Genomic DNA, 22,513 nt, shown 5'->3' on the forward strand with positions numbered 1-22,513 from the left:
TTCTGTGAAAGGAGTTGTGATCGGACGCGCGTTGCCTTTTGGCAATAGCCCGCGATCAATCACTATATCATGTCGATACAGATCCTTTGGTCGGAAGACAGAATTCTAGAAGAATTTGCAACGGGGCTATCGAATTGCCATGTTCAAATGAGTCTGCAAGCCGAGATTCCCTCAGAACGTTAGCTGTCCGGTCGCTGAGGTTTCGGGATGCGTTTGCTACTGCTGTTTGATCGTCGGCCTTTGCCCCTCCCCTTGCGACCACCACGTCGTTTCGGTTCGTTGGAGTCTTCGCCTTCGGAATGCACAGTGATCTTTTCGCCGAGTTTCTGCTGCAATTCGGTGATGCGGTCTCGCAAACTAGCCGCCCGTTCGAACTCAAGATTCTCGGCTGCCATCAACATTTCCGCTTCCAACTCGCTGAGATACTCCTGGGTCACGAATTGAGTTTCGCTTTGTCCCGTGGCCTCCCGTTCGATTTGTCGAGCTTCGATCTCGTCCTCGATTCCCCTCCGGATCGCCTTGCGAATTGTTTCCGGCGTGATGTTGTGTTCTTCGTTGTAAGCTATTTGCAAGGCTCGACGTCGCTCGGTTTCCTCGATCGCCCGCTGCATACTCTGCGTGACTTCATCCGCGTACAGATAGACCTCGGCGTTCACGTTTCGCGCCGATCGTCCAATCGTTTGGATGAGACTGGTTTCACTCCGTAGAAAGCCTTCTTTGTCGGCATCTAGAATGGCGACCAATGAGACTTCCGGTAAGTCCAAGCCTTCCCGCAACAAGTTCACGCCGATCACCGCATCGAACCGCCCTTCCCGAAGTTCCCGCAAAATCTCGACGCGTTCGATGGCATCCAGTTCCGAGTGCAACCACTGACAACGAATGCCCTCCTCTTGCATGTACGTCGTGAGGTCCTCGGCAAGTCGCTTGGTGAGTGTCGTGATCAAGGTTCGTTCGCCGCGTTCGATACGGATACGGACCTGCTCCAACAAGTGGGGCACCTGACCGCGAGCGGGAACGACATGAATGACCGGGTCGACCAAGCCCGTCGGACGGATCACCTGCTCAACGACTTCCCCACCCGATTGTTCCAATTCCCAATCCGCCGGAGTCGCTGAAACAAACACAGTTTGTTTGCGGATGTTGTCCCACTCTTCGAACTTCAGCGGTCGGTTGTCGAGCGCCATTGGCAATCGAAAACCGTGATTGACGAGCGTTGTTTTTCGGGCGTGATCGCCGTTGAACATCGCGCGAATTTGCGGCACAGTGACGTGCGATTCATCGATGATCATTAGAAAATCGTCGGGGAAGAAGTCGAGCAACGTGTAAGGCGGTTGGCCTGGTTTTCGCCCGGCGAGTGCACGACTGTAATTCTCGATTCCCGGACAGAATCCGACTTCCTTCAGTAGTTCCATATCGTGTCGGGTACGGGCGGCTAACCGCTGTGCTTCCAGAAGTTTTCCTTCTTTGCGGAAGGTCTCCAACGAGGCGTTGAGTTCCGAGTCGATTTCTTCCATCGCCGCATCAATGCGAGACTGAGGTAACACAAAGTGCTTCGCCGGATAGATATACGCATCTGGCAGCGACTTGGATTCCTCACCCGTCAGTGGATCGATGATCGAAAGTTTTTCGACTTCGTCGCCCCACAATTCCACGCGGTAGGCGAATTCCTCGTAGGCCGGCCAAACTTCAACAACATCGCCCCGCACACGAAACCGACCGCGTTCGAACGCCACGTCGTTGCGGTCGTATTGAATATCAATCAGCTTCCGTAAGAGTTCATCCCGATCGATTTCTCCACCGACTTGCAGTGGAATCATCATTTCGAGGTAGTCTTTCGGAGACCCTAACCCATAGATGCAACTCACACTGGCGACGACGATGACATCCCTTCGACTCACCAACGCACTCGTCGCGAGTAACCGTAGCCGGTCGATTTCCTCGTTGATCGAGGAGTCTTTCTCGATGTAAATATCACGTTGCGGGATGTACGCTTCCGGCTGGTAGTAGTCGTAATAGCTGACGAAATACGTGACCGCGTTATTGGGGAAAAATTCGCGGAATTCGCCGTATAGTTGAGCCGCTAGAGTCTTGTTGTGACTGAGGACCAGCGTCGGTTTCTGCACCTGTTCGATGACGTTGGCCATCGTGAAGGTTTTGCCGCTGCCCGTGACCCCGAGCAGCACTTGGTTCTTTTTCTCTTCACGGATGCCGGCCACGAGAGACGCAATCGCCGCAGGTTGATCGCCACCTGGGGCGAACTCACTGGCTACTTGGAATTTCGGCATAGATTCAATTTCTTGGAAACGACGCGGATAGGGCTACTCCTTCATTGTAGGTCGTGTCCAAGTGATCTGTCCAAGCCTCCAGGGATGTTCCCTGGCTTGCTCACGCGAACAAGTCGTGAACAACGTGGCCGTGCACGTCAGTCAAACGGAAATCGCGACCGGAGTAGCGATACGTCAGCTTTTCGTGGTCGATGCCGAGCAAGTGTAGGATGGTTGCGTGCATGTCGTGCATGTGCACTTTGTTCTCGACCGCTTGATGACCGAATTCATCGGTGCTGCCGTAGGTGATCCCCGGTTTCACACCGCCACCTGCGAGCCACATCGTGAACCCACTCGGGTTGTGATCGCGACCGGTGCCGTTGCTCTGCGAGTACGGCGTGCGGCCGAATTCACTTCCCCACCACACCAGCGTGTCTTCCAACAAGCCGCGACGTTTCAGGTCAGTGAGCAACGCGGAAATCGGGCGGTCGACCCGGCGGGCGTGTTGTTCGTGTTTCGGCAGATTCGAATGCTGATCCCACGCCGGGTTCGCGCCGTTATCACCATAGTTGACCTGCAGATATCGCACACCAGCTTCACACAAACGTCGGGCGATGAGACATTGTCGGCCGAACTTATCGGTCTCTTTCTCGCCAATGCCGTAGAGTTTTAAGGTTTCCGGAGTTTCACCGACGAGGTCGAGCAGTTCCGGCGCGTGCGATTGCATTCTCCACGCCAATTCATACGACTTGACGACCGATTCCAACTCGGCACCACCTCCGTTCTGCAACAATTGTTGGCGATTGAGAGCCTGTGTGAGTTGAAGATGTCGTTGTTGCTCGTTCCTTGATGTTGACGGATTCTTGAGATCGCGAATCATGATATCTGGCGAATTCGGATCGCCGATGGCGGTTCCCTGACATGACGGCGGCAAAAACGCACTCCCGTAATTTCGCGGTCCGCCGTTGCCGGCCGACGGGCAAATCGCGACGAAACCAGGCAGGTTGGCATTCTCGGTTCCTAAGCCGTAGGTAATCCACGAACCAACCGATGGCCGAACAAAATTTGTGGCTCCGGTGTGCAGAAAGATTGTCGCCGGTCCATGAGCGACCCCTTCGGTATGCATCGAATGCACCATCGCCATGTCGTCGACATGTCGCGCGGTTTCGGGGAACAGGTCGGAAACCCATCGTCCGGTTTCGCCGTATTGGCGGAACTTCCACGGCGATTTCATCAACTTATGTGTGGAGACTTTTTTGCCGGAATTCGCTTTGACACGAGCATCGGAGAATTCGAACGAGTTACCATCTTGTTCGGCCAACGCGGGTTTGTAGTCGAAGGTATCGACTTGACTGGGGCCGCCTTGCATGAAAATGAAAATCACACGCTTGGCACACGGCGGAAAATGGGTCGGTAACTCTCCGAGCGAGTTGCCCGCTTTCTTCGCCGAAGCGGAAGCATTTTGATGAGCCATCGCCGACAACGCTAGTCCACCGAAACCGCAAGCGACATTCTGCAGAAGTTGTCGTCGAGAAACCGGGGCGTGGCGTCGATCGTTCATAATGAAAATCTCGTCGTGCGTAATAGGAGGCGTTTGAGGGCTAAACTCTACGGAGGATTAATCCACGAATCGAAAATCGAGTGAAGAAAATACCGATTGAACCAGATGAGACCACCGCATTTCACGGTCGGTCGTTTCGTCCGTAGTGGCTGTTACAAACTCCAAACTCAAAGCGAGTTCTTCCGATGTCGGCGGCCGACCCAATGCGGTTCGAAACAGTCTGTGGATTCGCTCTTCATCGGTGGCGTCTTCGTCTGCGAGCAACCATTTGGCAGTGGCCTCACAGCGACCGATGACCCATTGATTGTTCATCAGGAACAGTGCTTGTGGCGAAACGCTACTCGTATTCCGACGACCGGTCACTAAACTCGGGTTCGCGCCATCGAAAACCTGCATCATCTCGGGCAATGAATTCCGCAACACGGGCCAATACACACCGCGGCGATGACTTTCGTAATGATAATCGTAGTCGGCAGACAACCCATCGCGGAGTGTCTTGCCGCCATGTTGCATGTCGATTTCCTGGCTAACACAGAGCATGGAATCCAGTAGACATTCCGCTTCCAACCGCTTGCGATTCCTTCGCCAAAGCAATCGGTTCTCTGGGTCGACGGTCATGCGATGGGCTTCGTCTTCCCCGGGATTCGAGTGATTTGCACGTCGATACGTTTCCGACAAGACGATTTCACGAATCAGCGATTTGACCGACCAATTCTGGTCGATGAACCGTCTCGCTAGATAATCGAGCAACTCAGGGTGCGATGGTGTTTCACCCGTTTTGCCGAAGTTGTCGGTCGTGCGAACCAAACCGGCTCCAAAGAGCCAATGCCACACCCGGTTAGCCATCACGCGGGCAGGCAACGGGTTCGCAGGATCGGCCAACCATTCTCCCAATTGCACTCGACCACTTTCATCGGCCGGCATCTCGAAATCAGCCTCGCCGGACGCCACTTGCAGGAAACCACGCGGTGCAACTGCTCCGAGATTATGGACATTGCCACGGATGTTGATTCGCGTTTCTTTGATTTCCGGCCGCTCGACAACGCCCATGTACGCCGGTTGTACCGGCGCTTGCTTCCGGAGCGTGCTGAGTTCTTTCTCAAGTGATTTCAATTGTGCGGTCAGCGTTTTCGTCCGCTGCTGCTTTTCCAATTCCTTGGCTTTGTCTTTCGGAGATTTCGGAGTCGTCGAAGAAATCTTCGGAGAGAGAAACTGAACCGCTTCCGCAACGACGACACCGGTTGCCCCAGCATTCGAGATTGTTACGGTCGCGGGTTCGTCGGCTCGAAACTCGTACTTTCCGAGCGAATGGAATAACTCGTCGATCGGCGGTTTTACTTGTTGGTTGATAATCTTCTCGTGTTTGCCATCGGCAGCGTGAATCGTGATCGGCACATGGGTACTTCGATTCGAGCCAATCGAGACAGAGACCCGAACCTCGTAGATCCCCGACATCGGTAGTTGCGTCTTGTAAATCGCGAACTTCTCGCCACGGGCGGTATTTTGATCGTGATGATATCCGCGACCCACGAAAGGTTTGCTGAATGTCGAATGTTGCCATTCGCCGACGAATGTTGCATCTTCATCGTCAACAATGATACCGGGCAACGACTCGATTGAAGCCACGACTGGTTTGGGGGCTGCCTGACCAAGTTGCGTTTTGAGACTTGCGATTTCCGTTTCGAGAGATTTCGTCTTCTGAGCAAATTGATCGATTTGCGTTTGCTGTTCGGGATCGACCGCCAGGGGCAAATCGAGCCAGCGAGAGACATTGCTCGTCTGCAACGTGCGAATGTTGCTGAGAATGCCCGCCATGGCATAGTAGTCGCGAGTCGGGATCGGATCGAACTTATGATCGTGACATCGAGCACATCCAATCGTTTGCCCGAGAATCGCACTGCCGATGACAGTCAGTTGTTCGTCGACCACGTCCATCCGAAGTTTTTCTTTATCTTGGTCTTCGAGATTCGCGTTGGTCATGGTGAGAAACGTGGTCGCAATCGCGTTGCGACGCTGCTCGGCAATTGTCTCGGCAGGCAACAGATCTCCAGCGATTTGCTGTTTTAGGAACTCGTTGTAGGGCAGATCGGCATTGAAGGCTTCTATCGTGTAATCCCGATACCGCCACGCTTGATGCTGAACCAACCCACGTAAGGTGACCGATTCTGCAAACCGTGCGATATCGAGCCAATGACGTCCCCACCGTTGGCCGAATGCCGGCGATGAGAGCAATCGGTCGACCAACTTTTCGTATGCATCCGATGACTGGTCCGCGATGAATTCATCGATTTGCTGCGGCTTCGGCGGTAGACCGAGCAGATCGAAATACAGTCGCCGAATCAGCGTGCGACGATCTGCCCGAGGATTCGGTTGGATACCGGCTTCCTTCAGCCGCTGTTGAACGAATGCGTCGATTGGTGTCGCGGCGAAGTCCCCTGTCTTAGGAGGCACCACGACATCGGGGATCGGTTGGTAGGCCCAGTGTTCGCGACCGGCTTCAATGTCGATCGCCCGTTTGATCGTAGACGGAGATTTGCCGGTGCGTGGGTCGGCCGCTCCTCGTCGAATCCATTCTTCGAAGTCTGCGATCACCGTCTTGGGCAGCGGCCCACTGGGTGGCATTTCGAAGGTTTCGTACCGTAACGCATCAAGGAGCATTCCATCGGTTGGTTTGCCCGGTAGAACGGCAGGGCCACTGTCACCGCCTTCGAGCAATCCGGCCCGGGTGTCGACTAGCAAACCGCCTTGCAGTTCATCATTCGAGGCGGCTTCCGCGCTGTGACACGAGTAACAGTGCTCGACCAACACCGGTCGGATTTTCTGCTCGAAAAACTGCACGTCGTCGGCCGAAAACATCGGTTCGGTCGCGGAAGCCGCAGAATGCGCGAAAACGGGAAACGGGAGTACTAGTAAGAACGCGAGTTTTCGCAGGCGATAAAGCATTGTGGAATTCGATCCAGTGAAGTCATTTCACGAAAGGAACCGGTTCCCAAGTATAACGCGCACGTCACTGTTGATGCGACTCAACTTCCATGAAAAGCTGGTTGTCAATGACGATTCGAACGACTACTAGATCAACCACGTTCAGGGCTGCAGGTCGAAATCGATAACGTTTTCCTTGTCTTCCACCGTCTCTTCGAGTGTCGTCTCGCGATTGAATTTTGCGGGAAGCATTTCTTCCGACTTCACCACTTCGCCGCTTGCGTCTTTTGTGTCGTTGGTCTTGCTGATTCGAACGGTATGTTTGCCGATTTTTGCTCCGGGCGTATTCTCATTGTACATCAGAGTGTATTTGCCATCGGCGTCGGTCGTTGCGGTCGACGGGCGACCCGATTCCGGTTGGAACGTAACTCTGGCATCGGCTAACGCTTCGCCGTTGTAGGTCACTTGACCGCTGACTTCCGCCACATCTGGCATATCGTTCGGAGCGCTCGAGCATCCAATGAGCAAACTGATTGACGCGAAAACAAGGGAAGAACGGGTGAGCCGTTTGAGCGTAGTCTTCATGAAAAGTCCTTAGGGGATATTCTTTGGGGAGCAAGCAACCGTCCGCTGCGTGAACTTGCAACCGTGTGCGGACGTAGGGAAGAAAACGCACCGAAGTTTCTCGCTTCGGTGCGTGAGGGGTTTGATTGCGTGTGCGTGGTCTGCGGCTTAAAAGTCGCTGACGGGTTGTTCGTCGTCCATCAACCCGAGACGTTGGTAAGTTCCCAGATTGGCATGGTTGAAATTGCCTGCAAGCCCGGTGCTGTCCCCAACGTTTGCGTTGCTGTTGCTGAAGTTGATGTTCTCGCTGATAAAGGCGACCGCACCGTCGCCAAACAGGAATTGAGCGCCGCCGGGGTGTGAGCTACTGAAGCCTTCCACGCAACTATTATTGCCGGTTCTTTGCGACTTGAAGTTCAACGGAATACTGACCCGTCCGGTGACGTAGTTGATTCCTCGCGGACCCGGGCCACCATCGTTTCGCACACCGGCCCATACCCCTGCAGAACAATCAAAATCTTTTTCCCCGACGAGGAATGTATTGCTCGACCCGTCAATCATGTCGGCAAAGGTCGTGGCACTGTTGCGGTACAGTGGTCCGCTCGGATGCTCAATGATGTCAAGCGCAGCGAATGCACCGGCACCGACGTAATTCGAAGTCCCGCCAAAGAAGTTTGTCCCAGTAGCAGCCGTGCCGTCGAAATCCACGGTTTGCGGTGTGCCTTGGACCGTGTCTTTCGTGCGGTCCGACGGGCAGCGATAAACCTCGATTCGCGTTTGCACAATTGTGCGATCCGGTGTGCCGTCATTAGGGTTTGTATCATTGAGAGTGTCGACCAAAGTGCGATTCGTCGGGTCCAAGGTTGTGTACAAGTTGTCTTGTTCGATCATCGGCATGATGAACACCCCCCAACCCCATTGTTGAGGTCCCGAAGGTGGATCCGCACTGTTGGTGGCACTGATACATCCGGGTGGGAACGAGCCGAATGTGTCGGAATAGTTATGTATCGCGATCCCGATTTGCTTGAGATTACTTTTGCACTGTGTTCGACGGGCTGCTTCTCGGGCCTGTTGGACGGCAGGGAGTAGCAGGGCGATCAGAATCGCAATGATGGCAATCACCACCAGCAACTCAATCAGCGTGAAACCACGGGACTTGTTTGGTCTAACCATGACACTGTCTCCAATACATTGAAAAGGGATCGAAAATAAGAATCCTTATAAAACCGCGAGCATTCGCTAACCGCGAAATCGAGGGCTCGCAACAAGTACGAATTTATTGAGGAAACAATCGGAATGATTGACTCGTCAACTCAGAATTATAAACCGAGTTGAGAGGTCCTGTATCGCGATGATCCACCGAAACACAACCCCGTTTCGGCGAAAAGGAACCGGGAAATTTTTCAAATTTCCAACTTCAGGCCACCTTCCTGAATCTGGAATGGCACGATGCGGTCGTCGCAACTGCTGCCTCGGTGTTTGGCAACGTGAAGAGCCCGTCCCATCTTGCTGCCTTCGCGTGTCTTACCCATCATGATGATCGTATTCGCATTCGAGAGAACATCGCCGCTCTCGATCGGACGCGATAACATGTCGTCCAACATGACTTCGTGCGAAGTGTAAAGCAGCACGGTCGCAATCTCCTCATGTCGATAAAGATTCGCTGCGACCTTGTCGGCGTTTTGCCGGTATTTCACGCGAAACAAATCTCTGGCTACCCAATCCGCGTCTTTGTGCAAGATCTGATGGTACACGTAATCGAAGGTGTGGAACTGAAACGAATCGCTTGCTTTCTCGGTCGGTTCGACTCCATCGATGACACACCGACGCACGCCATGAACGAAGTTGCCGTAAAACCAGGCAATCGCAATGTTCAACTTCTTGGCGAGTTCCGTTTTCCACTCGCGTTTCGCATCGACTTCCAAATCGCTAAACGTCACTCGTCGACCACTGCGACGAAAGAGGTGCAGATAATCCTTCCGAGCCTGTGCCCTATCCCAAACGGTTTCGGGATCGATATTTTCGTCCGTGTAACCTGACGTAATTGTCCAGTCGAACAGTCGCTTGGCATAGTCGATTTGATTTTGGGAATCCCCACGGCTGGTCATGTCAAAGATGATTCCCCGCTCGCCGTCTTCTTCACGACCTTGATTTGCGAACGTGACACCAAGCTGGGTTTTTCCGATTCCGGTCGCACCCACCACTACGGTCAATGTGCCTGGTAGCAGTCCGCCGCCAAGTAGCGAATCCAACTTTGGTAGACCAGTCGTAACGCGTTGTGACATCGATCAACTCTTTTTGCGATTTCAATAAATTGGGTTCTAGGCTTCACACTTTGGAGTTCAAAGCCCGGAAGAACTTAGACCGAATTTAGGTCAACTGTGTCCGTGCTGAAAGCGGAAGTGCTTGGGTATTCCGACTTCGAAAGTTCATTGTCGGAAACGGAAGAACTTCGCGTTCAGATCGTAATTTGGCGATCGCGGGCGGTGACGTCCCAACGGCCGATCAGCTGTCCGCTCTCGACGACGTATGCTTGCCGATGGAGTGCCGACGTGGGACAGATATGCCGAGGAATACCAAGAATTTCGTCGCCAGGTCGGTAGTTCTCGGCGAGAGGTGTTTCGAGGACAAGGTGTTCCTCGTTGTGCAGTTTTTGCTCTGCATCGGGGAGATCCGGGAACACGACTCGGGTACCCATTGGCGGATCAGCGGCGATCGACTTATTTCCCAAGTCGAGGGTGAGGCGATTCGGCGTCGGACGACTGATCACGCGGGTCAGCATCAATGCAGCCGGTTGGAAATCGAGGTCGGGAAAAAGGATGCCATAACTGCAATCGTGCAGCACACATGTGCCGGGGGAAAGTTCGACTGCAGCGTCATCGACACCGGCGTACACGGGAAATGAACCAGTCCCGCCAGCGACAATCTTGGGAACATTCAACCCACGTGCGACGAGTCGATCCCGAAAATCGAGGGCCGCCTGGAAGTCCGCCAGCACCGCCGTTTTGCGTTCTTCGAAATCCACCTGATGATGATGTCCGTCGTAGACGTGCAAGCCTCCGGGATTCACACCGGGCAGGTCCGCAATCTGTTGATACAACGCCTCGGCCTCGGCGACCAATTTCTGCCCCGTGCGATGGAGACCTGTGTCGCAGTCTAACAGAACGTCAATGTCGGTTCCCGCCGAGTTCATCGCCTCGGAAAGCTGTGAGAGCATCCGTGGATCGTCTGCAGTGACGGCAAACTTGACATCGGGGAACTGTCGGCGAAACGCGACCGCACGTCCAATGTTCGGACCGACCATGTTGTAAGCCAGGAAGATGTCTTTCACGCCGGCATCCGCAAGCATCTCGGCTTCTGCAAACGTTGCCGCCTTGTGTTTTGTGATGCCCGCGGCCAGTTCGCGTTTGACGACCTCCGGCATTTTGTGTGTCTTACAGTGGGGACGCAAGCGGTTCGGATCACCGGCAACGCGGACCATCTCGGCGATGTTCGCATTCAACACTTCGGTGAAGATCACGAGTGCGGGGGAAAAGATTTCGCTGGTATCTGCAATCTTGTAGGTCTCAGGCATGGCAAACACAGTAGGAAGGAGGAGGGTTTCCAAGGTGAGGTCGATCGAGCGGTTGGACGGGAAAGATTCTAACAACTCTCCTGTCGACTGTCCGCCGTGCCGGTGAAATCGAGTCGGATTGTCCGTCGCCCGGCCCTCCTTCTATACTGCGAACCGATTGGCAACTTCGTGGATTCAGCGATGGTGGTGACCGAATGGGAGCAGTTTGGCGACGCGACGTAATCAGTGGCGAAATGGTATTGTTCGCGCCCGATCGGTTACGTCGCCCCAACGCGAAGTCTGAACAAATTGACTGGAGAATCTCCGAAGACGACCCATTCGCCGAAGGTCAGGAACACCAAACGCCGCATGAAGTCTTTGCGATTCGCCACGGAGACACCGCTCCCGACACACCCGGCTGGGCTGTGCGAGTTGTGCCCAATAAATTTCCTGTGTTCTCGGGAACCGATATCAATGCCGGAGTCGAACACCAATCCGGTGACGAATTGCCGGCCACCGGCGTGCATGAGGTCATCATCGAATGCCCGCAACGCGAATCACACCTCACTCGGTTGCCAACCGAGCAAGTTCGTAATGTCCTGCTTGCTTACGGAAGTCGAATGAGTCAACTGAGCCGCGAGGGGACCATTCGGCATGTCTTCATTTTTAAGAATCATGGCCGATTTGCGGGGGCCTCTTTGTTACATGCGCATTCTCAATTGATGGGGCAAGCCGAAGCCCCGCCGATCGTGAGAGTCGGGCTAAATTTCGCAAACAAGTCGTCGCCGGAGCCTTTCACACGGCTGATCCAATTTGAAGTCGAAGACAGATCGCGGATTGTCCAGCGGTCTTCGCGGTATGTCGTGTTGTGCCCGTTTGCGTCTCGGTTTCCCTACGAAATGTGGATTCTCCCGCAATGGCAGTCTTCGCACTTCGAACGAGTCACCGATGCGGAACTCTCGGAACTGGCGGAAACGCTTCGAGACACGTTGCGTCGGCTGGAAATTATCACGGGTGATGCCGCTTGGAATTTTGTATTGCACTCCGCTCCCTTTCACGAGGAACACCCGGAGTATCGCTGGCAAATTCGCATTTTTCCGCGAATCACCGGTTTGGCGGGACTCGAACTTGGCGGGGGCACATTCGTGAATCTTGTGCTGCCAGAAGTTGCCGCCGAGGAACTTCGGAATGCGGAATCGACTAGGTAGACTGACCAAATTCACGTCGAATTCGTTCGCCGAATCCAATTTCCGGGCTGAGAAACGGATGCTTGTATTGCTCCACAGATCCTCCCTTCCCGCCTTGACGATGGCTAGCAAATCTCTGCCAGGTTCCGGCTGGAAGGGTTACGCACCGCAGCGGTTGCAGACGTCCACTATCGCGTTTGTCGGCGTACTCGCTGTTGTGGATTTTCAATTGGCGGTCGATCGCCTCTGCTAACTTCGCCGCTTCCGAAAGTTCCTGTTCCAGAAGAATCTCGTAACCCGGCGGATCGCCCCATGCGGGCGCGAGGGTGAACTGTTCGAGTCGAATTCCGGTTTCCTCAGCAGCTTCTCGAACCGCACAAACGGCTTGTGATTCTGCGATCTTCTCGCCAGTGAGGTTCGAAATGTGGGCGCCTTTATGCAGGAATTCGAGCATCGGCGTCTCGTTGTAGAACCCCGTGCAACGGACGACATCACAAATGTCATAGCGATAAAACCCGGACGATGTCGTGAGCAAAATGTAATACGTCTGCCCCACATCCAGTTCATGGGCCAGGAGTACCGACGGAGTGTCGGATTCGTACTCGGATTCCGGGATGAACTCGAAGAAGTGGCTAGTGATGTCCAGCACACCGTCTGGCCGATTGTCTTGCAGCGGTGTCGTCATGCGTCCTTCGCTGGCCGACAGACCGGGATCGAGAATCGGGCCATTGCCGTAAAATTCCCGCATTCTCGGCAAATAGGCGGCTGCACTTCCGCCGGTCCAAACCGCGATCAATTTCAGGTTCTGCCAATAGTCTTTTGGATCGAGTCGCCCGACGGTAGTTTTCAGCCGGTCGAGTGCAGCAGCCCGACGACGGTTGCGTTTGCGAATCCGGCGACCGATGGCGGAACGGACAACCTCAGGGATCTCGTTCGCAACCGTGAGTGTACCGTCGGCAATATCGCGGATGAGCGTTTCGGCTTCGCGGTCGGCTCGTTGTGCCAGATGAATCAGAGTGCTGGGATTGGCCGTCATGATCAGGGCGACTTCTGGGTCGGCCAACGCAATCCTTAGGGCCGTGTAATGCCTGGTCGCTGCGTCTTCGATCTTCGATAACACACCTGGCACCGTGTACATCGATTGCACAATCTTCTTCTGAAGCGATGCCACCAAACCGGTGATGCTGCCACATCGTGTTCCGCCGGGGGTGCGAAACTGGTCGTCGTTGCTGCTGAGTTGCACGATGCGACCTTGCGACACTCCCGGGTAGTCGTCGAGCATCCGAATACCCCACACCTGCCAACCGCGACGGTAATCGTCGAGGAAGCGTTGGGTAATCGGAATGTACTTCGTCGCCGACGTGGTTCCGCTGCTCATGGAGAACATCAACAGCCGATTGCCAGTCCCCAGCAATGCGTTGAAATTACCTTCGCGGACTTCGTCGATGTCGGACCGATAGAAATCGTAATCCGTGAGGGGCAACTGTTTACGGAAGTCAGCGACCGATCGAATCGACGACAAACGGTGTCGCTGCCCGAATTGCGAGTCTGCGTTGAGAGTCAGCAAGTCCCGCAGGACCGTTTCTTGCACGACACGACAATTGCGTGTTGCCGCTTGAAAGGCCCGGAGTTGCGGGCGAACTCGCGCACGTGGGACAGACCCGACCCAGTGACGGAGTTTTCCGACCCAACTCATTCAGGTTTCGCCCTTTACGACACAAGGCCGGAATCGGCCGTCGTGAGAGAGTATGTGCTGATCAGCGCAGCGAAAACGCCGATTCGCCTGTGTCGGTCGATCGGCGTCGCATTTTGAAGTGGCCCAACCGGCAAATTTCGGCTTACCGAAATGTCGAATGCTTGGGTGAACCAATCAGGTGACGAGATTATTCGTCGTCTTCGTTCTTCTTCTTCTTTTTCTTCTTGCCGACGACGGTTTTGATCACGCGGACCTTCGGCAGACCGAATGGGCTTTGGCCACTGCTCCAACGTTCTTCCATTTGGAGCTGCTTAATTCGTTCGCCACGGCTAAGCACGTTCCGAGACCGCACGAGACGTCCCGATCGCTTGAGACTCTTATCAATAGTCATCAAATCACCTTATCAGCCAGTTTCGCACTCCGTCGAAACTCGGCTCCAATCACGTTGAATACGTCGAAATTTCAAGTCCAATAAGATATGGCATCCCAATGTTTGTTGTCAACGCTACGATCCACAGATTACCACTAATTCGCCTTGGGCCGGTACCATATCATGTGGCTTCGTAGATTCCGTCCACACTGACGGTCACCTACGGCGGTGCGATTTCCAGTGCAGCGTGTTACACTGGTGATTCTTGATGAATAGTCGGTCGAATGATCACGCAGAGTCGTTTCCAATCGAGTTGTGGAACATGAATCGAACAAAATTCCCAAACAGAATCTTATTTTTCCTCCTGTTTGTGTGGCTAGGTTCGAATACGTGTACGCCTCAGGTCGTCGCGGAGTGGGTGAAACGCCCGATCGGACGAGACTCAGACGGAACCGTCCTGAACGCGTTAGTTCCGAAAAATTCGAACGATGAGACCGATAAAGTTTTGGTTATCGGCGGCGTGAAATGGTTGGCGGGGTTGGCACCTGATGCCTTGGCCGATGTGGCTGAGCTGTATGCGATTGACTTTCCGCTCAAGGGCCACGTCTTCCCCCCGAATGGCACCGCGTACAACCGGGGCGACATTGCGGCTTTGTACTTATGGCGGTGGATGGGAGCCGAGGGGTTCCACACGGTGTTCGTCGTTGGAGCGGACGGCGAAAATTTGCAGCAAGCATTGATGAACAACCCAGTGGGCAAGGTGGGGCCGATCGCTTGTGTTCAGGTGCCGAAAGCCGCGGACGTTGCGAAAACTCTGAAATCGAAACGCCTCGACCGACCCACACCGGATTCAGCCGCCGCTCAAACTCGTGCTCGAAGGAATCGCACGCCGATCGAAGTCGCTACGACTTTGTGTCAACATTACGGCAAAAACTTGCGGACGATTGAGTACATTCCCGCACTAGCCGTCATTGGACGACAACGACTTGGCGAACTCACCGGGAACCCTGAATACAATCAACAGGCCAACGCAGCGATCAAACCTTGGCTTGCCCGGAAACACACCCTGGCTGATGGCAAGGTACCGGGGGCATCGACGGTGGCGGGGTATCTCGTATTTGTCGATGCGTTTGATCGGACGCACGATCCGCGTTTACGGGAAATTGTCCTGGAGATTGCCTCGATTGGAATCGACAAAAAATCTGGCAAGCCCGTGCAAATTGTGCCCAATCACAGCGAGATGAGCGATTCCGTGTTCATGGACCCGCCGCTTTTGGCCGCTGCCGGTCGCCTGACGGGAGACAACCGTTATTACACTGCTTGTTTGAGTCACATCCGCTACATGCAGAAAATGTGTCTGCGGGAAGACGGGATTTATCGGCATTCCCGGTTGGATGAGGCCGCGTGGGGACGGGGCAACGGATTTCCTGCGCTCGGGTTGGCTCTGGTGCTTGGTGAACTTCCGACCGATCTGCCAGGACGGTCGGAGATTCTGAAGTCATTTCAGGATCACATCGCAGCCCTTGTGAAGTACCAAGACGCCACAGGCATGTGGCATCAAGTTGTCGATCGTCCCGAAAGTTACCGCGAGTTCACGAGCACCTGCATGATCACCTTCGCGATGTTGCGGGGAATGCGCATGGGATGGCTGGACCCTGACGACTACCAAGAACCGGCCGCTCGTAGTTGGGGAGCGATCAAGTCTCGCATCGGTATGAATGGACTCGATCTGACTGATGTTTGCACGGGCACCGGAAAACAGAAGAACCTCGAAGCCTATTTCCATCGAACCGCGATTCTCGGACGCGATGACCGTGGTGGAGCAATGGCATTAATGGTGGCTACCGAACGGGCTTTCTGGGAACGCGAAATGGCCAATGCCAAATGATGCCTCCACGAGGATTAGATTCCACGATTGAAAAGCAAGACGATGGCACAACCAATGGGATTTTTGGCACTCGCCGCTGCGTTGCTGTTCGCAACCGTGGGTGTTGCCGAGGACATTGATTTCGCTCGCGATATCCGGCCGATTCTTTCCGACGCGTGCTACACCTGTCACGGACCGGATCCGGAAGCGCGAGAAACGGAATTGCGGTTGGACGATCGAAAGTCGGTTATCGACTCGAACGTGCTATCCTCTGGCGAGATGCTCTTACGACTGCAGTCGAGCGATCCGCACGAACAAATGCCGCCGCCTGATTCCAATCGTGTTCTCGCCAGTGATGATCGACTCAAATTGATCGCGTGGTTGAAAGCGGGTGGCAATTGGCCGGAAGACGACCGACATTGGGCGTTCATTCCACCCCTGCGACCGAATTTGCCTTCCGTCGAGAAGTCGGATTGGCCCCATAATGCCATCGATCATTTTGTACTCACCCGACTCGCACACTCAGGGCTCGAACCATCGAAACCGGCGGACAAAGCGACATTGCTTAGGCGGGTCACGTTTGACCTGACCGGTTTGCCGCCGACGATTGCCGAACTCGATGCGTTCTTGGCCGATGATTCCGCAGATGCGTACGAACACGCTGTCGATCGCTTGTTGGCCTCGGAACGGTATGGCGAACATATGGCACTCGACTGGCTAGAGGCATCACGATATGCGGACACCGACGGCTATCAGAACGATCGTTTACGATATATGTGGGTCTGGCGAGACTGGCTCATCCGGGCACTAAATGAGAACATGCCGTTCGATCAGTTTGTGACCGAACAAATGGCGGGCGATCTGCTACCGAATCGCAATTTCTACACGCAGGTCGCAACCGGGTTTAACCGCAATCACCGAATCAATTCCGAAGGCGGATCGATTCCCGATGAGTGGATTGTCGAATACGTCGCCGACCGCGTGGAAACGATGGGCACCATGTTCCTCGGCCTCACGCTGACGTGCTCGCGTTGCCACGACCACAAATACGATCCGATCACACAGCGAGACTTCTACAGCTTGTTCGCGTTCTTCAACAATATTGCCGAAGCCGGTCTGGGGCCGAACAATGGCAATAGTCCGCCATTTATTCCGGTGCCGAAATCGTGGCCGAATCTTTCCGAAGAGGAAGCGAAGTTCGTGGAACCAGAGCCGGTGAAAATCAAGGTCGTGCAGACGTCCGTCCCGCGACCGCAACCGGGTTCGCCGCAAACCGTGATGGTGTTGCACGAGTTAAAAGAACCGCGGACCACGTACCGTTTGATTCGTGGTAAGTACGATCAACCTGACCGAAGTGAAGAACTCTCACCGGCAGTCCCTAAGGTCATCGGCGGTTGGAAAAATGATTGGCCTGAGAATCGGTTGGGGTTGGCGAATTGGTTGGTCGATCCCGAGAACCCGTTGACCGCACGGGTCACGGTCAATCGCATTTGGCAACATTACTTCGGCGTGGGACTGGTGAAGACCAGCGAGAACTTCGGTGTCCAAGGGGAGATGCCGTCGCATCCGGAGTTGCTCGATTGGTTAGCGACGGAATTCGTCGAGAGCGGTTGGAATGTGAAAGCTCTTCACAAGCGAATCGTGATGAGTGCGACGTATCGACAGTCTTCGGTTGCGAACAATAAGCTGCTACGACGTGATCCGGAGAATCGGCTGTTGGCACGCGGGCCGCGTCGACGATTATCACCGTTTGCCATCCGAGATGCGGCGTTGTTTCAGAGCGGTTTGCTCGTCGAAGAAATCGGTGGACCCTCGGTTAAACCGTATATGCCGCCGGGAATTTGGAAGAGCATTTCGAATGCGAAATACGTTCAAGACAAAGGCGACAAACTCTATCGCCGCAGCATGTACACTTATTGGCGTCGCACGGTTCCGCCGCCCACGATGATGGCGTTCAATGCCGCCGCTCGGGAGACGTGCATCGTTCGCAGCGACCATACGACGACGCCGTTGCAAGCACTCACGATGTTGAACAACGTGACCTTTGTCGAATCGGCCCGGTTTTTAGCCGAACGCATGCTCAGGCAAGACGCAGACGACCCGGCTGAACGCATCCGCTGGGCGTTCCGGTTGGTCACTAGTCGCGAACCTCGCAAAGACGAAGTGAACGTATTGGCCGACGATTTCTCCGCATACCTAAAAGAGTTTCGAGCCGACCCCTCCTCTGCGAAGAAACTGTTGACGATTGGAGAGAAACCGTACGACGCGAAACTCGATGTGCCCGCACTTGCGGCTTACACCTTGGTCGCAAACACGATGTTGAACCTCGATGAATCGATGAGCCAAAATTGAGTTGTCATGAACATTGCCAATGAATTTCTAACGCAACAAACACGCCGAGCTTTTTTAGGAGGCGGCGTTTTGGGACTCGGGGCGATGGCATTGGGCGCACTGGAATCCAGGGAAACGCACGCTGCCGACGCTCAACGCACGCGACACGGCGGACTGGCTGGGTTGCCTCACTTTCCGCCCAAAGTCAGCCGAGTGATTTACCTGTTTCAGTCCGGCGGTCCTTCCCAGATGGACCTGTTTGATTACAAACCGGAACTCACGAAGCGATTCGGCGAAGAAGTGCCCACGTCGGTGTATCCCGACGAACGCAAAACGACGATGACTTCGGGACAGAACTCATTCCCGGTCGCACCGTCGTCGTTTAAGTTTCAGCAGCATGGCGAAAGTGGCACGTGGCTCAGCGAACCGCAAAAACACTTGGCGGAAGTCGTCGACGATATCTGCGTTGTCAAAAGTATGCACACGGAAGCGATCAACCACGATCCGGCTGCAACGCTGTTCCAAACCGGTTCGGTGACCGCAGGAAGACCGAGCATGGGCGCGTGGGTCAGTTATGGACTGGGAAGTGAAAATGCGAATCTGCCGGCGTTCGTCGCGTTTACATCGAACGGAACCGCCAAGCAAGGACAACCGTTGTACGATCGTTTATGGGGAGCCGGTTTTCTTCCGGGGCGGTTCCAGGGTGTGAAGTTCCGTGGCCAAGGCGATCCGATTCTCGATCTGTATAACCCAGCCGGCATGACACGCGAACAACGACGACGGACATTGGACTCCCTACAAAAACTCAATAACCAGCAAGCCGAGCAATACAACGACCCGGCGATCTCGACTCGCATTGCCCAGTATGAACTGGCCTTTCGCATGCAAATGAGTGTACCGGAGTTGATCGACGTCCGTAGCGAACCGAAGAGCGTCCTCGACATGTACGGCCCGCAAGCCACACAGGTCGGCAAATATGCTTACAACTGTTTGCTCGCGCGGCGGTTGGCCGAGCGGGGTGTGCGGTTCATTCAACTGTATCATCGCGGATGGGATGCGCATGGCAACGCGCCGAAAGGCGTGGAAGCCCAATGTCGCGATACGGATCAACCCACCGCGGCTCTACTCAAAGATTTGAAGCAACGCGGAATGCTCGACGACACGCTGGTCGTGTGGGGCGGCGAATTCGGACGCACGATCTACTGCCAAGGCAAACTCCAGAAAAACAACTACGGACGCGACCACCACCCGAACTGCTTCACCTATTGGTTAGCCGGCGGTGGCGTGAAAGGCGGCATGACGTATGGGGAAACCGACGATTACAGTGTGAACGTCGTCAAAGACCCTGTGCACGTGCATGACCTGCAAGCCACGATCCTGCACCAACTCGGCGTCGACCACGAAAAGCTCACCTACCGCTACCAAGGCCGCCACTTCCGCCTCACCGACGTCCACGGCCGCGTCGTGAATGAGATTCTCACCTAATCGACGGCATTCTTACGAAAAGAAATCCAACCTCTCATCGGAGAACGGGTGGAGGTTTTTGAGGCTTTTCTCTTTGGGGAGTTTGTCGAGGAGGGCTTCGGCAATGCGGAAGTCTTCTTGAGTGGTGATTTTGAGGTTCATCGGCGAACTCTCCACAAGCGTGACCGGATGGCCGAGTCGTTCGACGAGACTGGCTTCATCGGTCGGCACAAAATCGCCACGTTGGGCGTAGGCATCAATGAGTAGTTCTCGACGGAACACTTGCGGCGTCTGGGCGTACCAGAGATTTTCTCGCGACACGGTTTCACTGATCGTGTGCGTGCCATCTTTCGATTCACCGCGTTTGAGCGTGCTAGAAACCCGAACGGCGGGAATGGCCGCTCCGCTTTTGGTCGCAGCGGCGAAGACGTCATCAATCCATGATTTTACGAGCAGCGGGCGAGCGGCGTCGTGGACAGCGACGTAATCGACGTCCGCATTCACCTGGGCGAGCGCATTCTGCACGCTGTCGGCACGTTCCGCACCACCTTCGACGATTTGCACATCCATGAATGCCAGGTGCGGGCGGAACTTCTCGCGGAACCATTCTTTGTCATCGGGGCTGACGACAACGAGCGTTTGTGTCACATCCTCACGATTCGCGAAGTGTTCCGCCGACCGGACCCACACCGGTCGCCCCTTCAGTTCGACAAAGGTTTTTTTGCGTTGCTGCATGCGAAACCGCGTGCTACGTCCGGCGGCAGGCAAGATGACGGCAAACTGGGGCATTGGTCGACTCCTCGATGTTCCTCTCCAACGGTCAGACGGGCATCATACCTGAAAGCGTTTCCAAAGTTGAAGACCTGGCAAATACGATTCGTGTTTCTCAAGGGCAACACGTTGTCGAATCTCATCGTTCCACAAATAAATGTTGTCTTTGAGCAACGTTCGCATATGCAGAATTTCAAGAGTTTAACCTTTCTGCAAAACGGCAAGTGGTTGGAGGGGAATGGCTTGCGTCAACCGTGTTTCAGCAGCTTGACGTTCCGGCATTCGATTTGTTCTGAGATTGATCGTCCTCGTTCAAACGACACCCAATCACGCAGGGTCGAACTAGGCGGAATTCTGTTTTAGTCGATTGCAATGCGAAGCAGATCAGGTTTTTCATGTCTCAGCATATCGTCGCCGTTCTATCGCGGAACCCTCGACTCACCTCCGAACTCGCTCTCCAATGGGCCGGACGTTGCGTCCTACTGCTGGCGGAAACAACGGATGAGTTGCGAGGATTTCTGACGAGTCATCAACCGCAGACATTTCTGTTAGATTTCGAGACAGCCCAAGGAGACGGTACGCACGAAGCCGGTCTTTTGGAGAGTTTACGTCACCAAGACGGTGAATGTCGGCTGATGGTGATTCCGCCACGAGTTTGCAGCGAAAAGCTGACACACGCCATCGGAAGTACGCAGGCATCCCGCGTGGGTATTCCCTTCGACTTCGATTTGATCGACACTGTCGTGGGCAATGAACAATCGAAAACGAACGGAGAACCTTCGGTACGGACACCGGAAGCGAAGTCTTCTACTTCGTTCGGTTCGCAGGCCGATGATTCGAACGAACTCGGTGCGGAAACGGTGCTCTCAGGCATCTCTCGCCGGTTCGAAACCAATTCGCCACAACTCAAAACGATGCTCCGCGACTTGGAAGTCGCCGCCAAGCATAATGTGACGATCTTGCTCATCGGCGAAACCGGATCGGGGAAAACATTTCTGTCGCGTTTGATCCACGAAGTCTCTCCGCGACGAAACGAACCGTTTGTGAACGTTGCCTGTGGAGCGTTGCCGAACGAACTGATCGAAAGCGAATTGTTCGGGCATGTGAAGGGTTCGTTCACAAGTGCCCACGCGGACAAAGAAGGCAAGTTTGTCGCGGCACGTGGCGGTTCGATGTTGCTCGACGAAATCGACGTGCTTGGGCTGGAGCAACAAGTCAAGTTGCTACGGGTCATCGAGACCGGCGAATTCGAGGCGGTCGGTTCCAATATCACGATGAAGTCGCAAGCCCGTTTGATCGTGGCGAGCAACCTCAATTTGCAACCCCTTGTGGAAGGCGGCAAGTTCCGGCCGGACTTGTACTACCGACTCAACATGCTGAAGTTCGAGATTCCGCCCTTGCGGGCGCGGAAAGCCGACATCATGCCTTTGGCGAAGAAATTCATTCAGGCTCAGCAGCAGAAACACGGCGTTGTGATTCACCGCATCGAACGCGGTTTGTTCGATGCCCTCTACGACTACCCCTGGCCGGGGAACGTGCGGGAGTTGGAAAACGTCATTCAGCGGGCAGTCATTTATTGCCAGGACGGTGTGCTCTCCGCCGAGCAACTTCCGGATCATATCCTCAGCGGAATGGTCGGGCCGACAAACGACCCATCGGTGCAATTGGGGCATCGACGCATTGCGGTCGAACCGGAGAGTTTGAACGACCAAATTCAACTCACCGAGAAGGAAATCATCGAGCAAGCGTTGTTCCATAACAGCTATAGCCGAACGAAGACCGCCAAGGAACTCGGGATCAGCCGTGTCACTTTGTATAACAAGATGAAGAAGTATGACATGATGAAGTGAATGAATTAGGGATTGGGGGTTAGGGATTAGGAGTTGGGGATTAAGAGTTGGGGATTAGGAGTTGGGGATTAGGAGTTGGGGATTAGGAGTTGGGGATTAGGAGTTGGGGATTA

The 22,513-nt window shown here is 54.5% G+C and carries 15 protein-coding genes; 5 read left to right on the top strand and 10 right to left on the bottom strand.

Features of this window, described 5'->3' with window-relative positions; all coding sequences use genetic code 11:
* Positions 1-179 precede the first annotated feature (179 nt).
* The 7 genes from uvrB to AC5DDB_RS20715 form a co-directional block, all read right to left on the bottom strand.
* A complete protein-coding gene (gene uvrB / locus AC5DDB_RS20685) occupies positions 180-2,285 on the bottom strand; it encodes an excinuclease ABC subunit UvrB (RefSeq protein ID WP_491741664.1) in 2,106 nt (701 codons plus the stop codon).
* Between the two features lie 100 nt (positions 2,286-2,385).
* Positions 2,386-3,825: a DUF1501 domain-containing protein gene (locus AC5DDB_RS20690; protein ID WP_491741665.1), complete on the bottom strand. Its 1,440-nt coding sequence runs from the start codon at positions 3,823-3,825 to the stop codon at positions 2,386-2,388.
* Positions 3,826-3,882: 57 nt separating this feature from the next.
* A complete protein-coding gene (locus AC5DDB_RS20695; protein ID WP_491741666.1) occupies positions 3,883-6,768 on the bottom strand; it encodes a DUF1549 domain-containing protein in 2,886 nt (961 codons plus the stop codon).
* Between the two features lie 141 nt (positions 6,769-6,909).
* A complete protein-coding gene (locus tag AC5DDB_RS20700; protein ID WP_491741667.1) occupies positions 6,910-7,332 on the bottom strand; it encodes a carboxypeptidase-like regulatory domain-containing protein in 423 nt (140 codons plus the stop codon).
* Positions 7,333-7,479: 147 nt separating this feature from the next.
* On the bottom strand, positions 7,480-8,484 hold the full coding sequence (locus AC5DDB_RS20705; protein ID WP_491741668.1) for a DUF1559 domain-containing protein: 1,005 nt from the start codon (positions 8,482-8,484) through the stop codon (positions 7,480-7,482).
* Positions 8,485-8,714: 230 nt separating this feature from the next.
* The gene (locus tag AC5DDB_RS20710; RefSeq protein ID WP_491741669.1) at positions 8,715-9,596 is read right to left on the bottom strand and encodes an RAD55 family ATPase; all 882 of its coding nucleotides are present in this window, start codon (positions 9,594-9,596) and stop codon (positions 8,715-8,717) included.
* Positions 9,597-9,769: 173 nt separating this feature from the next.
* On the bottom strand, positions 9,770-10,885 hold the full coding sequence (locus tag AC5DDB_RS20715; protein WP_491741670.1) for a D-TA family PLP-dependent enzyme: 1,116 nt from the start codon (positions 10,883-10,885) through the stop codon (positions 9,770-9,772).
* A 194-nt stretch (positions 10,886-11,079) separates the two neighbouring features.
* Here AC5DDB_RS20715 and AC5DDB_RS20720 point away from each other — a divergent pair, with 194 nt between their 5' ends.
* A complete protein-coding gene (locus AC5DDB_RS20720) occupies positions 11,080-12,072 on the top strand; it encodes a galactose-1-phosphate uridylyltransferase (RefSeq protein ID WP_491741671.1) in 993 nt (330 codons plus the stop codon).
* On the opposite strand, the gene AC5DDB_RS20725 is transcribed toward AC5DDB_RS20720, so the two are convergent.
* Positions 12,065-13,747, bottom strand: a complete 1,683-nt coding sequence (locus tag AC5DDB_RS20725; protein WP_491741672.1) for a GH3 auxin-responsive promoter family protein — start codon at positions 13,745-13,747, stop codon at positions 12,065-12,067. The two genes, AC5DDB_RS20720 and AC5DDB_RS20725, sit on opposite strands and share 8 nt — an antisense overlap.
* 187 nt (positions 13,748-13,934) lie before the next feature.
* On the bottom strand, positions 13,935-14,138 hold the full coding sequence (locus AC5DDB_RS20730) for a small basic protein (RefSeq protein ID WP_491741673.1): 204 nt from the start codon (positions 14,136-14,138) through the stop codon (positions 13,935-13,937).
* A gap of 301 nt (positions 14,139-14,439) precedes the next feature.
* On the opposite strand from AC5DDB_RS20730, the gene AC5DDB_RS20735 reads away from it, so the two are divergent.
* From AC5DDB_RS20735 to AC5DDB_RS20745, 3 genes are read left to right on the top strand one after another with little or no spacing between them, the layout of a single operon-like run.
* Positions 14,440-16,005: a glycoside hydrolase family 88 protein gene (locus AC5DDB_RS20735; protein ID WP_491741674.1), complete on the top strand. Its 1,566-nt coding sequence runs from the start codon at positions 14,440-14,442 to the stop codon at positions 16,003-16,005.
* Positions 16,006-16,047: 42 nt separating this feature from the next.
* Positions 16,048-18,336 (top strand): PSD1 and planctomycete cytochrome C domain-containing protein, encoded by a 2,289-nt coding sequence (locus AC5DDB_RS20740; RefSeq protein WP_491741675.1) that lies wholly within the window; start codon positions 16,048-16,050, stop codon positions 18,334-18,336.
* 6 nt (positions 18,337-18,342) lie between these two features.
* The gene (locus tag AC5DDB_RS20745) at positions 18,343-19,800 is read left to right on the top strand and encodes a DUF1501 domain-containing protein (RefSeq protein ID WP_491741676.1); all 1,458 of its coding nucleotides are present in this window, start codon (positions 18,343-18,345) and stop codon (positions 19,798-19,800) included.
* 12 nt (positions 19,801-19,812) lie between these two features.
* Here the strand turns inward: AC5DDB_RS20745 and ispD are convergent, their stop codons facing one another.
* On the bottom strand, positions 19,813-20,568 hold the full coding sequence (gene ispD / locus AC5DDB_RS20750; protein ID WP_491741677.1) for a 2-C-methyl-D-erythritol 4-phosphate cytidylyltransferase: 756 nt from the start codon (positions 20,566-20,568) through the stop codon (positions 19,813-19,815).
* 377 nt (positions 20,569-20,945) lie between these two features.
* On the opposite strand from ispD, the gene AC5DDB_RS20755 reads away from it, so the two are divergent.
* Entirely contained in the window at positions 20,946-22,400 is a 1,455-nt protein-coding gene (locus tag AC5DDB_RS20755) for a sigma-54 interaction domain-containing protein (protein WP_491741678.1), read from the top strand.
* The last annotated feature ends 113 nt before the right edge of the window (positions 22,401-22,513 follow it).

The sequence above is a fragment of the Thalassoroseus sp. genome (assembly GCF_984380535.1).